Origin of the sequence: Ramlibacter humi (assembly GCF_004681975.1) — a bacterium.
Taxonomy (GTDB): Bacteria; Pseudomonadota; Gammaproteobacteria; order Burkholderiales; family Burkholderiaceae_C; genus Ramlibacter; species Ramlibacter humi.
In genome coordinates this window covers 169,803-182,062 of the sequence record NZ_SMLK01000005.1, presented here as the reverse complement: position 1 = coordinate 182,062, position 12,260 = coordinate 169,803, and the positions used below count along the sequence as shown (strand labels likewise).

The following is a 12,260-nucleotide window of genomic DNA, read 5'->3' as shown; positions in this document are numbered from 1 at the left end:
CTCATTGGTTGGCGCGTGTCGGGTCAGCCGTGCCGGTGCCCGTGCCGCCGGGGGCGGGTTGCGATGCGCCGGGAATGGGGCGTTGGGCGGGCTGCGTCGGCGTGCCCGGCATCAGCACCTGCGGCAGCGTGGCGCGGTTGGCCGCGGCCGGTTCTTTGGGCAGGTAGAGCGGCCCGCGCTGGCCGCAGGCGCCCAGCAGCGCGAGCGCGGCGGCACCGCACAGCGCGCGGGGCCATGGGCCGCTGCATAGAATTTGCACGACGTTCAGCATCGCAAAATTGTACTTTTTCACTCAGCGTCGCCGCGTCAGGTACGGCGCATCCGGTCTGGTCACACGATAAATCGCGGCACGGACGACCTGATGGCTCGTCCGATGCTCACGCGCAAGTGATTGGTGAGTGTAGGCACCATCGCCCAGCACGTACTTCCACACAATCTCCTCTTCGACTTCCGCCGCCAACGCCCGAGGACGGCCCCAACGTTGCCCACGGGCACGCGCCGCACGTTGGCCAGCCACCACCCTCTCCCGAATGATGGTGCGCTCGAACTGAGCCACAGCACCCAATACCTGGAGCATCAACACACCTGCCGGTGAACCAGTGTCAATCGGTTCAGTGAGGCTCCTGATGCCCGCGCCTACCGAGTGCAACCGCTCCAGCAGCGTGAGCAAATCCCGGAGGCTACGAGCAAGCCTATCGAGCTTCCACACGACCAAGGTGTCGCCGCGGCGCAGTGACAAGAGACAGCGCTCAAGCTCAGGCCGCCTTGCGACCGCACTCGCCTTTTCCTCGTGCACGCGCACGACCCCTGCGCGGGCCAACGCATCGCGCTGTAAACGCGTCTCCTGATCCACAGTGGAGACACGTGCATACCCAACGTACGCCATCCTTCCCTACCACTCCCTGCTAACGACTTCGACGGCTCGGCGGCCGCTCCACAGCTAAGAACGCCCATTCCTTCCAGCGATCCAGCCGGAAGGTGGCGACCTGCTGCCACTCTTCAACTAGTGCGAATGCATCAGACAATGCATCAGCGAGGTTGCTGACCTCGCCCAGATCGACCGGCACCGGCACGTCACACGCGCCGTAGTGGGTCCACCGGTTGGACCACTTCTCACCCTCGGCGAAGGCCTTAGTGATGTACTTGGAGATGTAGCCCGCGATACGGGCACCACTCTTGTCGCGATGCCGCCGACGCCGGGCCACATCAACGTTGCCGCTCAAGTCGCCAACCACGCTGCGCCAGATCGAGCGAAGCAGGTCATACGAGCGCACGACACAGCCCTTGTGCACGTAGTAGGGGGGAATGCCAGCAACCGCGAAGTGCATGTGCCACGTCTTCCGCTGCTGCTCCTCGAAGCCGACCACGCAAGCGAAGCCCGGATGCACGCGGGCCACGCGGCGCACGAACTCTTTGGTGTGCCTCTTGGCCAGCGCCAAATCGCGCTGCTCGGCCCTGTACGTGAGCGTAAGCAGGGTGTCCGCACCCATGGCCTTGCAAAGCCGCCTGATGCGCGTACGGGCCCGCCTGGAGGCCCTAGCGAGGTTCTTTGCCCGGACCTCCTCCGGGTCCGCCTCCTCGTGCGCCTTGGAGATGCACTCGCGGACGTCCTGTAGGTACTCCGGCGACCAGTCCGCCTCTTCCCAGCGAATGACCCTCGATGCCGACACTTCAAGGTGCCCGTTACCCAAGTCATGTGCCCGCACGCGATACTTGTCCGTCGCGGTTCCGACGAGCACCACAGGTTCACCGAACCTGTCTACAATTTTCAGCACTGTAGGTTCCTTCCCTTTAACCCTACGATTCAGGGCCCCGGTGGATTGCCGTCCACGCGGGGCCCAACTTTTTCAGCCGCGGTCACGCCAAGGCCACACGCCCCAAAGTAGACGGTGCAAGCACGACACGCCAGCACCAAGGATCACGGCCAAGACCGCAGTCATGCCGAAAACTTCCCAGAAGCCCATTTCAAGAATCTGCGGGACCATCAAACCTTCCTGTTCCAAAGTGTCCTAGGGATAAATCTAGGGCCGCTTCGCGGCCCGGACGGGCGGCAAGCCGCTCCGCTCCGGGCCGACGCGCAGCTGCGACCAGTCCTTCGAATTCGGCTCACGGTCGGCCTGCCTGCGCCGCAACCACTCACGGCGCGCATCCCGCAGAACGCAGAGCGTGAGATTGAACGAAGCCATGACCAAGCAGAAATTAACGAACGTCGCCATCAGTTCCCTCATCGACCGGCACGAGTAACGATACGGCCCACTGTCAGGGCCCTGCGGCCCCGACACCCCAGCCCCCACTGCCTGCGGCAGCCGTGAGCTATCCGCTCACTTGGGGCCCCCGGTCTATCTTCAGGAAGGAGTAGCACCGGGTGCCGCTGCAGCTGCAGGGCGCTGCGCCTGACCACCAGACTGACCACCAGACTGACCGCCGCCCTTAGCAACCGCCTCCGGCTCAAAGTCGAGAAACAAGCCGCCCTTGGCGATGTAGTCCCTAATCGTCACAAGCGGCGGACTGAACTTCGTACCCTGCTGCGTGATACAGAACGAACCTTTGCCATCACCACCGTACAACACACACCCAACCGGAACAGGAGCCCGCGTAGGGCGCGTGATCGTGTCGTACCGAGGGGCAGAGTAGGGAAGGCCGTCAAAGCGCGGCTGGAAGGCCGCTGCGTACGCCTCACGGGACAACGGCAAGACACCGGAGCTACCAGCGACAGACACCGCACCGTTAGAGACGCCACCTGCAGTCGCAGCTACCACAGGTTTAGCCCCTGACACTGCCGCGATCTTCGTCCAGGCCAACCACGCTGCACCAGCAAGAACAAACGGCATCGCGGCGAGGAGCAGAACCTTCCTCGGGACCCGCATCTTGTGCGTATGCACCTCTGCCGACTTGTACCAAGTGAAGACCTCTTTGGGGTAAACAAACTCGGTCTCTTGGCTGTCCTTCCGCGTCTTGTCGCAGTTCTCTTTGACACCCTTCCACTCGTGAATGGTGGCCCACTTCGAGCCGAACTTCCGCATGAGATGCCGGTGGGTCTCCACCAGCTTGCGCACGTTGGTATCCACCAGCATCGGATGCTGCGTGACCAAGTAAATGTCATAGCCCTTGTGCCGGTGCGTCTCCAAAGCAGCGACGTAGGGCGGCACGGCGCTTCCCATGGAGCGCGTGCGGTAAAGCCGCTGAGCCTCGTCAATGACGATGATCGAGCCGACAGGCAGCTCATACCACTTCGAGGCATCCGTCTCCCACGGCTTTTGCGGGTCAATCTCGTCACCGAACATCTGCCAAGGCAGCAGCAAATCGCGGATGCCGCTGTAGAACACCTGGCGGTTCTCAGCCTGACGACGGCGCTCAACGTCCCACAACAGCAACAACGTCTTACCGTTGCCAGGAGCACCCGTGTACAGATAGATCGCCACGGCTTAGCCCTTAGTCACCATGCGCGTAATAGCGCCGTTCGTGAGACCTGCAACGGTAAGACGAGCGACCGCAGCGCTACACAGAATGTTGATGCACGTACCGACCTGCAAAACACCAGCAAGCGCAACGGCAAGCGGTGCCTGAGCGCTGATAGCAGAGAGCAGCTGGGCCTTGGATGACCCAACCAACGTGTCGATTCCCTGATAAGCGACGTAGCCGATTAGGAGAGAGATCAAGACGCGGCCAACGATGGTGCCAACTGCCTGCACCAAATACCCGAGGAACAACAAAAACAACGCTGGCATTTCAACCCCCCGTTCCCTTCACAACCCACAACGCGGAAACAAGCAGCGTCAGACCAACCAACAAGTTCCCCATCAACTGCAAACCGCTGCAAGCCGACGAGAGAGGCACCAACACCGACCCAAGCGGACCCATGCCCATGCTGTAGTCCCCAGGGCAACTGCTGCTGTACGGATTCGTCTTGTCGATCATCACGTCAATACCGATGGTCGTCTTATGGAAACGAGGATGATCAGCGGGATCACTGCCATCACCGTTACCAGCAGCCGAGCCCTTCTGGTACGCCGTCGACGAAGTCTCGACCTTGAGCGCATCGCCTACAAGGCACCGCTCCTCCCAACTGGCGCGCGCAATCGCACACGTGGCTGCATCACCCGAGCACGTGAAACCCGACGAGCAGGACCCCCCGAAGGACGACTTCGCCAGCTCGCAAGCCGGATCTTTCGGATTCTGCGAGCAGAACACATCCTTCGGAACCGTACTCGTTGTGGTGGCCGTAGTAGTCGTGCCGTTGGCAGTCGTGGAGGTAGTGCGGGTAGTGGTGGTTGAACCCCCGGACGTGGACGAACTCTCCGTAGTCGTGGTGGTCGTCGTGGTCGTCGTCGGCCCAGACGGGGTTACGGTCGTCGTCGTGCCGGTTGTCGTAGACGACTTCGTGGTCGTCACAGGCGTGTCCTCTGAACGAGGCTTGCAAACCGAAACCCCGTTGATATCGCCTGGAGACTGTCCGGGAGGGCAGGGCGACGGAGCGGCCTTAGCCGCAGCCGACTGATAGACGCACGTGTTACCCGTATAAGTGACGTTCCCCTCCCACTTAGACGCGACACCATCCTTGTAGCCCACGATGACACCCGCGGTCGTGCCCTCACAGCCCTCAGGCATGCACACAGTCGCGCCAATAGACGTCGCGCCATCCCCGGCAAGCCAAAACGTCTGCCCCTTAAACGGACCACATGCACCCGGCTGCGTGGAAACACACGCACCGTTCGTCTCGGTGAAGCCGGTGTTGCACGTGCAAGTTGTCCCACTCAACGTCGAATTGGCCGGGCAGGACGCCGACCCCGAAGTGCACATGTCGGACAGGTTGCTGTACGTCATCCCAGACGGACACTGCCCGTACGCACCAATGTTGCTGAACACGCCGGTGTACCCGTTACCGGAGCCAGAGCAGTACCAGCCCTTAGCGCCCCCATAGGTGCCATACGAAGCACCAGTGAACGTGTACCCGCCATTAGGCGGCAACGCTGAGCACGCAGCAGACGCCGAAGCACCGGTGGCGGACTGGCCACCGTTAACGGCAACGTACGACGTCGGACTTGAGCTGGTGCCACCAGTGGCTGGAAAAGAGGCCCAAGCGCCGCCAAGGCCAGCACACCAGCCCAGAAGCACGAACAGGGCGAAGCGCGTCAGCTGACGAACAAGATCCACGCCGCACCCACAAACGCCACGATCACGTACACGCCCATCACATCAGCCATCGCCTTACCTCCCCACTGGAGCCTCTTGCAAAGCCCCAGCAGGCAGGTTCAGGCGCTCACAGAGCGCGCTTGACCCACTTGTACAGCATGATGCCGACCGCGATGGACAGCACGGCGATGCCGACGGCGCTGACAGCCGTCTTCACGTCATTGAGCTCGCCGACGGTGGCGGTCGTGTCGATCGCAGCCATCGCAGCCGGCGAAGCAAACGCGAAGACGAAAAGCGCGGCGAACATCGCCATCGCACGGTCACGGAAAGTCTTGAGCATGATTACCTCCAAGGTTGGCTCAGGTTTCAGGATCACCCGCTTTGAGCGCACGGGACAGCGCCTTGAACGCCCAGGCCGTGGCCCAGACTCCCAAGATGGCGACCGACACCGCCGAACCTTCGGCAAGGGTCAATCGAAAAGGGGAAGCAGAGGACGACGCCAACGCATCGACCTCGGCGGGACGCAGCACAACGTACGGTGTGCTGCAGGATGACGCCTCGCCGACCACGACAACCGCGGCTGTGGTCGGATCGACGTCCACGCACAGCATCAGCCGCGCGCCCCAACAGCCTTGATCGGCGTGAGGCCGGTCAGCACGGACTCGATGCGCCCGTTCTGGAAGTTGGTCTTCATCGCGAATGTGCCGGTGAAGTCGCCCGGCGTGACCTTGCCGCGCAGCTCCGGCGGAATGTCCAGCACACCGACCGTATCGATGTTTCCCGCCTCGTCAATCAGCGCGGCCTGCGCCGTGTGAATCTCGTACGGGTTGCCGGTCCTCTTGGACGTGCCCCTCTTGACCTCGTCCAGCTTGAAAACGCGAATCTTCGATTGCATGACTGTTCCCTCTAGGTTGGTTGCGGTTCGTGACCGGCTGCGAAAAGCGCAGCCCGAGTGCCTCGCTTGAAGAACTCGGGCTAGGTTCTTCACGACGCCACGCGCAGCGCCCCAACGACGATCAACAGCACCACAGCAGCACACAGCAGCAGGCCACCCAGCCGCAGGACCAACGCCAGCAACACAGCGCGGCCTAGCGCACGCTCGCGCATGACGCGGAGCACTCTGGAATCGACGTGCACAGCGCGGCTCATGCCACCACCCGTACACGGCAGCAGGGGGTGAACGACTCGAAAGGCGTCCTGCCACCCATGTCCACCCACATCACGCCAAGGCGTACGCGGACCACACGGGCACGGAACGCCTCATGCAGACGCGTAGCGGGCCACTCCACAACGCAGCCACGGCGCACAACGCGCATACCGGTAGAGTCGAGGTTCGACTTTTTCGGGGGGGAAACCGTGTCCGCCAGATCACGATGGATCACGTTCGCAACCACTGCATCACTCATGGCCTGCTCCCACGCCGGAGACCCGGCCTACAGGTGCGAGCAAAACGGCAAGGTCGCGTACAGCGACCAGCCATGCCTGAACGGGAAGCTCGTGGACACGACGCCCACCCAAGGCCTTGACCGCTCCAGCGGAACGTCGCGCAAAGGCGCAGACGTCCAGAGGTCGGAATTTCGGCGACAGATGGCTACGGCGCTCGGTCCGCTGACCGGCGAAAGCACTCAGCAGTTCGAGCAGCGCCTTAAGCGCGGGAAACTCACGCGGGCAGAGCAAGACGAGTGCAAAGCCTTGGACAGCCGAATGCCACAAGAGCACGATGCCGCCCGCCTGCTCACGCTCCGACGGCGCTTCTACGAACTCAGGTGCTGAAAAGGTGCGGGCCCTCGGGCCGGGCCCCGCAGGAGCCTCCACAGCCGATGCGGTGCCGTTTGCACCCGAGGGACCGCGAACAGGAAGGTTGCAGCGCAACCCACAAATACACCTTGCACTCGTGCACCAAGGTGATAGGGAAAGCATGAGCATGTGGAGGCTCCAGTTATGCACTCGAAATGAGTGCGTAACTGAACCATACATTGCACCCGCAATGAGTGCAAGTCGGGAGTTACGATCTGCACACAAGACGGTTGCACCGTCGCCACAATGGAGCCCTCCAAATGAAGACGACGATGGAATTGCTTGACAAGGCGCTGGAGTCCGAGTCGGTGCCGTTTTGGCACAAGGAACTAGGCCTGTCGCGCAACGCTCTGCACAACGCCCGGCAACGCGGAAACCTCAGCCCGTCCATTGCCGGAGCAATCGCAGAAAAGCTCGGAGAGAACGTGGATCAATGGATCGTCATTGCCGCCCTAGAGGGTGACAAAGACAGCGCATGCAAGACCCGAATGCTAAGACGCTACGGCAGTCGAAGACTGTAATGACCGATCCCGAGTACATGGACCAGGCCGAGGCGCTGCTGCGGCGCGTCGAGTCCGGCTGCGACCGCATCAACGACGAGAGCGATGCGGACATCGACAGCCAGCGCGTGGGCGGCATGGTGACGCTCACCTTCCGCAACGGCACCCAGATCATCGTCAACCTGCAGAAGCCGCTGCACGAGGTGTGGCTGGCGGCCAAGGCCGGCGGCTTCCACTACAAGTTCGACGGCGCGCGCTGGCTGGATACCAAGGGGCAGGGCGAGTTCTTCGAGAACCTCGCCCGCTATGCCAGCGAACAGGCAGGCCAGCCGCTGAAGTTCGGCTGACCCGCGCTAGTTGCGGAACAGGTCGAGGATGCTGCGTCGGTCGTCGGCGGGGGCGCGCTGCGGCGGCGGGGACTGCTGGGAGCTGTTTTCCGGCGTGAAGGCGCGCTCGCCGAGCACCTGGGAGGCACCCAGGCTCTTGTTGTTCTGGATCTCGTTGCTGCCGGCGCTGACCGGCTCGCCGGTGACGGTGCCCAGGCTGCTGACGCCGCCGCCGCGCGCATATTCCTCGTAGAACCATTCGCCGCCGACGTTCACCACGCCGGGTGGCGCCACCGGCTGCACTTCGGGCACGCCCTTGAGCGCGGTTTCCATGAAGTTGATCCACACCGGCAGGCTCATGCTGCCGCCGGTTTCGCGGTCGCCCAGCGGCTTGGGGTTGTCGTAGCCCATCCAGACGATGGCCACCAGCGAGGGGTGGAAGCCGTTGAACCAGGTGTCGATGGAATCGTTGGTGGTGCCGGTCTTGCCGTACAGGTCGGGGCGCTTCAACGCCTGCTGCGCGCGGGCGGCCGTGCCCGACCGCGCCACTTCCTGGAGCAGGCGGTCCATGACGAAGGCGTTGCGGGCGTCCACCGCGCGCATGGCTTCGTTGGGCAGCGGCGGCTGCGTTTCCACCAGCACCTTGCCCTTGTGGTCGGTGATCTTCGAGATCAGCCACGGGTTGACGCGGTAGCCGCCGTTGGCGAACACGGCATAGCCGGTGGCCATCTGCATGGGCGTGACCGAGCCCGCGCCCAGCGCCATGGTGAGGTAGGGCGGGTGCTTCTCGGCTTCGAAGCCGAAGCGCGTGACCCAGTCCTGCGCGTTCTGCGTGCCCACGGCCTGCAGGATGCGGATGGACACCATGTTCTTGGACTTGGCCAGCGCGGTGTGCAGCGGCATCGGGCCTTCGAACTTGCCGTCGTAGTTCTTCGGCTCCCAGGGCTGGCCGCCGGTGGTGCCGGCGTCGAAGAACAGGGGTGCGTCGTTGACGATGGTGGCGGGCGTGAAGCCCTTTTCCAGCGCGGCGGAGTAGATGAACGGCTTGAAACCCGAGCCCGGCTGGCGCCAGGCCTGGGTGACGTGGTTGAACTTGTTCTTGTAGAAGTCGAAGCCGCCCACCAGGGCCTGGACGCCGCCGTCGCGCGGGTCGAGGGCGACGAGCGCGCCTTCCACCTCCGGCAGCTGGGTGATCTCCCAGGTGTTCTTGGGCGTGCGCATCACGCGGATGACCGCGCCGGGACGGATCTTGGTCTTGGGCGGCGCCTTGTCGGACAGGCCCGACTGCGCGGGCCTGAGGCCCTCGCCGGTGATCTCGAACTGCTCGGCGTTCTGGCGCACCGCCAGCACGCGCTTGGGCGAGGCTTCCAGCACCACGGCGGACATCACGTCGCCGTTGTCCGGATGGTCGGCCAGGGCGTCGTCGATGGCGTCTTCCAGGTCCTTCTTGTCCGCGGGCAGCTCGATGAATTCCTCGGGGCCGCGGTAGATCTGGCGGCGCTCGTAATCCATGATGCCCTTGCGCAGCGCCTTGTAAGCCGCTTCCTGGCGGGCGGAATTGACGCTGGTGACCACGTTCAGGCCGCGGGTGTAGGCCTCGTCCCCGTACTGGGCGAAGACCAGCTGGCGCACCGTCTCGGCGACGTACTCGGCGTGGACGCGGCCGTGGTCGTTGGCCGGGCGGATCTTCAATTCCTGCTTCTTGGCGGCTTCGGACTGTTCTGCCGTGATGAAGCCGTTCTCCTCCATCCGCTCGATGATGTACAGCTGGCGGGTGCGGGCGCGGCTGGGGTTGGTGATGGGGTTGTACGCCGAGGGCGCCTTGGGCAGGCCGGCCAGCATCGCCGCCTCGGCGACGGTCAGGTCCTTCATCGGCTTGCCGAAGTAGGCTTCCGAGGCCGCCGCGAAACCGTACGCGCGGTTGCCCAGGAAGATCTGGTTCATGTAGATCTCGAGGATCTGGTCCTTGGTCAGCAGGTGCTCCAGCTTGAACGTGAGCAGCACCTCGTACAGCTTGCGGGTGAAGGTCTTTTCCGAGGACAGGTAGACGTTGCGCGCCACCTGCATGGTGATGGTGGACGCGCCCTGGCTCTTGGCCCGGCCCAGGTTCGCGACGGCCGCGCGCACCAGGCCCTTGTAGTCCACGCCGCTGTGCGAATAGAAGCGGGCGTCCTCGATGGCCAGCACCGCGTTCTTCATCACGGCGGGGATCTCGGCGATCGGGGTGAGGTTGCGCCGCTCCTCGCCGAACTCGCCCAGCAGCACGCCGTCGGACGAGAAGACCCGCAGGGGCAGCTTGGGGCGGTAGTCGGACAGCTCGGAGATGTCCGGCAGGTTGGGGTAGGCGACCGCCAGCGCCACGCCGACGATGATGACCACCGAGACGCCGGCGGCCAAGGCGCCGCCCATGGCCCAGGCCAGCAGCCTGAGCAGGCGGGATTTCCAGGTGCGGGGCGAATCCGGCTTCGACCGGGACGCCGAACGGTCTTCAGGCGGCATGTGGGTGGACTTGAAACAACGGTGGGGGCGGCCCGGAACCATTATAGGAACGGGTCAACAGGCGACTGTCGGGCTGGAAAACGCCCGCAAAGCCGATCTCAGGGGGTGGCACTGCAGAGCCACCACAAGCCTGCGCATGAGGTGGCATCCGCGTCGGATTTTGGCAACGGTCAACGGCTGAGCAATCCGGAAAAGTCTTTGGGCGACAAGGATGTTACTGCTAGCATTCAAGTGGAATCTTAAGTTTTGTCACGGCTTGAAAGAGCCTCAGGAGACCGTGTTGGATCTTGGACCGTTGTTTAGCCGGGGCCCCGCGCCATTGCTGGGCCTGGACATCAGTTCATCCAGCGTGAAGCTGGTCGAGCTCGGCCGCGACAAGTCCGGCACGCTCGTGCTGGAGCGCTGCGCCATGGAACCGCTGGAGCGCGGCTGGATCACCGACGGCAACGTCGAGAAGTTCGACGAAGTGGCCGAGGCGATGCGCAGGCTCATCAAGAAGAGCGGAACGCGCACCCGCAACGTGGCCATGGCCCTGCCGCCCTCGGCCGTCATCACGAAGAAGATCATGCTGCCGGGCGGCATGACCGAGTCGGAGCTGGAGATCCAGGTCCAGACCGAAGCCAACCAGTACATCCCCTTCTCGCTGGAGGAAGTGAGCCTCGACTTCTGCGTGGTCGGGCCCAGCCCCACTTCGGCGGGCGACATCGAGGTGCTGATCGCCGCCTCCCGCAAGGAAAAGGTCCAGGACCGCCAGGGCCTGGCCGAGGCGGCCGGCCTGAAGCCGGTGATCATCGACGTCGAGTCCTACGCTTCGCGGCTGGCTGCCGGCCGCCTGATCCAGTCCCTGCCCAACGGCGGCACGGACACCATGGTCGCCCTGTTCGAGGTCGGCGCCTTCACCACCAGCATGCAGGTGATCCGCAACGACGAGGTGCTGTACGACCGCGACCAGGCCTTCGGCGGCGCCCAGCTCACCCAGCTGATCGTGCGCCAGTACGGCTTCTCGCCCGAGGAGGCCGAGAGCAAGAAGCGCAGCGGCGAGCTGCCCGACGACTACGAGTCGGCCGTGCTCAAGCCCTTCGTCGACAGCATGGCGCAGGAAGTCGCCCGCGCCCTGCAGTTCTTCTTCACCAGCACGCCGCACAACAAGGTCGACCAGATCATGCTGGCCGGCGGTTCGGCGGCGCTGCCCGGCCTGAACGAGGCGGTGACCGCGCAGACATCCTTCCCCTGCGCGCTGGCCAACCCGTTCGACGGCATGCACATCGGTGAAGGCGTGCGCGAAAAGCGCATGCGCCGCGAAGCCCCGTCGTACCTGACGTCCTGCGGCCTGGCCATGCGGAGGTTCCTGCAGTGATCCTGATCAACCTGCTGCCGCACCGCGAAGCGGCACGCAAGCGCAAGCGCGAATCCTTCTTCGCCTCGCTCGGCGTCGCGGCGCTGTTCGGCGGCGTCATCGCCGGTGCGGTGTTCCTCTGGTATGCCGCCCAGATTTCCGGGCAGCAAGGCAAGAACGCGGTGCTGCAGTCCGAGATCAAGCACCTGGAAGGGCAGATCAAGGAGATCTCCACCCTGCAGGAAGAGATCGCCGCCCTGCGCGCCCGCCAGCAGGCCGTGGAAGACCTCCAGGCCGACCGCAACATGCCCGTGCACCTGCTCAACGAGCTGGTGCACCAGCTGCCCGACGGTGTCTTCATCTCCAGCGTCCGCCAGGAAAACCAGGTGGTCAGCATCAGTGGCGTTGCGCAGTCCAACGAGCGCGTGTCCGAGCTGCTGCGCAACCTGGGCAACAACAGCCCTTACCTGACGAAGCCCGAGCTGATCGAGATCGTCGCCGGCACCGTGGCCCTTGGGCCGCGCGACCAGCGCCGCGTCGCCAACTTCACGATGCGCGTGCGCCTGCTGCGCTCCAGCGAAGTGCAGAAGGCCGCCGGCGCCGCCTCGGCCGCCGTCCCCGCTTCCTCCGCCGCGGCGCCTGCGTCGTCGCCGGCCAAGACCTGACCGC

At 64.1% G+C, this 12,260-nt stretch carries 16 protein-coding genes; 5 read left to right on the top strand and 11 right to left on the bottom strand.

Annotated features, from left to right (window positions below; all coding sequences use genetic code 11):
* Position 1: 1 nt before the first annotated feature.
* The 6 genes from lptM to EZ216_RS22075 all read right to left on the bottom strand — a co-directional run bounded on the left by lptM (position 2) and on the right by EZ216_RS22075 (position 3,728).
* Positions 2 to 271 carry an LPS translocon maturation chaperone LptM gene (gene lptM, locus EZ216_RS15715; RefSeq protein WP_135250729.1) on the bottom strand — a complete coding sequence of 90 codons (270 nt, stop codon included), beginning with the start codon at positions 269 to 271 and terminating at the stop codon, positions 2 to 4.
* Between the two features lie 21 nt (positions 272 to 292).
* Positions 293 to 886 carry a recombinase family protein gene (locus tag EZ216_RS15710; RefSeq protein ID WP_135250728.1) on the bottom strand — a complete coding sequence of 198 codons (594 nt, stop codon included), beginning with the start codon at positions 884 to 886 and terminating at the stop codon, positions 293 to 295.
* Between the two features lie 19 nt (positions 887 to 905).
* A complete protein-coding gene (locus EZ216_RS15705; RefSeq protein WP_135250727.1) occupies positions 906 to 1,775 on the bottom strand; it encodes a rolling circle replication-associated protein in 870 nt (289 codons plus the stop codon).
* 246 nt (positions 1,776 to 2,021) lie between these two features.
* Positions 2,022 to 2,216, bottom strand: coding sequence for a hypothetical protein (locus tag EZ216_RS15700; protein ID WP_135250726.1), 195 nt, complete (start codon positions 2,214 to 2,216; stop codon positions 2,022 to 2,024).
* A gap of 129 nt (positions 2,217 to 2,345) precedes the next feature.
* Entirely contained in the window at positions 2,346 to 3,422 is a 1,077-nt protein-coding gene (locus tag EZ216_RS15695; RefSeq protein WP_135250725.1) for a zonular occludens toxin domain-containing protein, read from the bottom strand.
* A 3-nt stretch (positions 3,423 to 3,425) separates the two neighbouring features.
* Entirely contained in the window at positions 3,426 to 3,728 is a 303-nt protein-coding gene (locus EZ216_RS22075; RefSeq protein ID WP_135250724.1) for a DUF2523 family protein, read from the bottom strand.
* A gap of 380 nt (positions 3,729 to 4,108) precedes the next feature.
* Here EZ216_RS22075 and EZ216_RS15685 point away from each other — a divergent pair, with 380 nt between their 5' ends.
* Entirely contained in the window at positions 4,109 to 4,498 is a 390-nt protein-coding gene (locus tag EZ216_RS15685) for a hypothetical protein (RefSeq protein WP_135250723.1), read from the top strand.
* A gap of 762 nt (positions 4,499 to 5,260) precedes the next feature.
* Here EZ216_RS15685 and EZ216_RS15680 read toward each other — a convergent pair.
* From EZ216_RS15680 to EZ216_RS21465, 4 genes are all read right to left on the bottom strand, one after another.
* Positions 5,261 to 5,473 carry a major capsid protein gene (locus EZ216_RS15680; protein WP_135250722.1) on the bottom strand — a complete coding sequence of 71 codons (213 nt, stop codon included), beginning with the start codon at positions 5,471 to 5,473 and terminating at the stop codon, positions 5,261 to 5,263.
* A 19-nt stretch (positions 5,474 to 5,492) separates the two neighbouring features.
* The gene (locus tag EZ216_RS15675; RefSeq protein ID WP_239024407.1) at positions 5,493 to 5,735 is read right to left on the bottom strand and encodes a phage coat protein; all 243 of its coding nucleotides are present in this window, start codon (positions 5,733 to 5,735) and stop codon (positions 5,493 to 5,495) included.
* 8 nt (positions 5,736 to 5,743) lie between these two features.
* Positions 5,744 to 6,028, bottom strand: coding sequence for a hypothetical protein (locus EZ216_RS15670; RefSeq protein ID WP_135250720.1), 285 nt, complete (start codon positions 6,026 to 6,028; stop codon positions 5,744 to 5,746).
* A gap of 89 nt (positions 6,029 to 6,117) precedes the next feature.
* A complete protein-coding gene (locus tag EZ216_RS21465) occupies positions 6,118 to 6,282 on the bottom strand; it encodes a hypothetical protein (RefSeq protein WP_167772934.1) in 165 nt (54 codons plus the stop codon).
* A 908-nt stretch (positions 6,283 to 7,190) separates the two neighbouring features.
* Here EZ216_RS21465 and EZ216_RS15665 point away from each other — a divergent pair.
* Positions 7,191 to 7,451: a hypothetical protein gene (locus EZ216_RS15665; RefSeq protein WP_135250719.1), complete on the top strand. Its 261-nt coding sequence runs from the start codon at positions 7,191 to 7,193 to the stop codon at positions 7,449 to 7,451.
* Positions 7,451 to 7,777 carry an iron donor protein CyaY gene (cyaY, locus tag EZ216_RS15660; RefSeq protein ID WP_135250718.1) on the top strand — a complete coding sequence of 109 codons (327 nt, stop codon included), beginning with the start codon at positions 7,451 to 7,453 and terminating at the stop codon, positions 7,775 to 7,777. Before EZ216_RS15665 ends, cyaY begins: the two co-directional genes overlap by 1 nt.
* 6 nt (positions 7,778 to 7,783) lie before the next feature.
* Here the strand turns inward: cyaY and EZ216_RS15655 are convergent, their stop codons facing one another.
* Positions 7,784 to 10,255 (bottom strand): penicillin-binding protein 1A, encoded by a 2,472-nt coding sequence (locus EZ216_RS15655; RefSeq protein ID WP_135250717.1) that lies wholly within the window; start codon positions 10,253 to 10,255, stop codon positions 7,784 to 7,786.
* Between the two features lie 277 nt (positions 10,256 to 10,532).
* Between EZ216_RS15655 and EZ216_RS15650 the strand changes: the two genes are divergently transcribed.
* Both EZ216_RS15650 and EZ216_RS15645 read left to right on the top strand, forming a co-directional pair.
* Positions 10,533 to 11,612 carry a pilus assembly protein PilM gene (locus EZ216_RS15650; protein ID WP_135250716.1) on the top strand — a complete coding sequence of 360 codons (1,080 nt, stop codon included), beginning with the start codon at positions 10,533 to 10,535 and terminating at the stop codon, positions 11,610 to 11,612.
* The gene (locus EZ216_RS15645) at positions 11,609 to 12,256 is read left to right on the top strand and encodes a PilN domain-containing protein (RefSeq protein WP_135250715.1); all 648 of its coding nucleotides are present in this window, start codon (positions 11,609 to 11,611) and stop codon (positions 12,254 to 12,256) included. The genes EZ216_RS15650 and EZ216_RS15645 overlap by 4 nt, the downstream gene beginning before the upstream one ends.
* The last annotated feature ends 4 nt before the right edge of the window (positions 12,257 to 12,260 follow it).

Bases quoted from the DNA above. Each gene is read 5' to 3' on its own strand.
- EZ216_RS15655 (WP_135250717.1), bottom strand. From the start codon at position 10,255: ATGCCGCCTGAAGACCGTTCGGCGTCCCGGTCGAAGCCGGATTCGCCC.
- cyaY (WP_135250718.1), top strand. From the start codon at position 7,451: ATGACCGATCCCGAGTACATGGACCAGGCCGAGGCGCTGCTGCGGCGC.
- lptM (WP_135250729.1), bottom strand. From the start codon at position 271: ATGCTGAACGTCGTGCAAATTCTATGCAGCGGCCCATGGCCCCGCGCG.
- EZ216_RS15700 (WP_135250726.1), bottom strand. From the start codon at position 2,216: ATGGCGACGTTCGTTAATTTCTGCTTGGTCATGGCTTCGTTCAATCTC.
- EZ216_RS15710 (WP_135250728.1), bottom strand. From the start codon at position 886: ATGGCGTACGTTGGGTATGCACGTGTCTCCACTGTGGATCAGGAGACG.
- EZ216_RS15665 (WP_135250719.1), top strand. From the start codon at position 7,191: ATGAAGACGACGATGGAATTGCTTGACAAGGCGCTGGAGTCCGAGTCG.
- EZ216_RS15680 (WP_135250722.1), bottom strand. From the start codon at position 5,473: ATGCTCAAGACTTTCCGTGACCGTGCGATGGCGATGTTCGCCGCGCTT.
- EZ216_RS15670 (WP_135250720.1), bottom strand. From the start codon at position 6,028: ATGCAATCGAAGATTCGCGTTTTCAAGCTGGACGAGGTCAAGAGGGGC.
- EZ216_RS21465 (WP_167772934.1), bottom strand. From the start codon at position 6,282: ATGAGCCGCGCTGTGCACGTCGATTCCAGAGTGCTCCGCGTCATGCGC.
- EZ216_RS22075 (WP_135250724.1), bottom strand. From the start codon at position 3,728: ATGCCAGCGTTGTTTTTGTTGTTCCTCGGGTATTTGGTGCAGGCAGTT.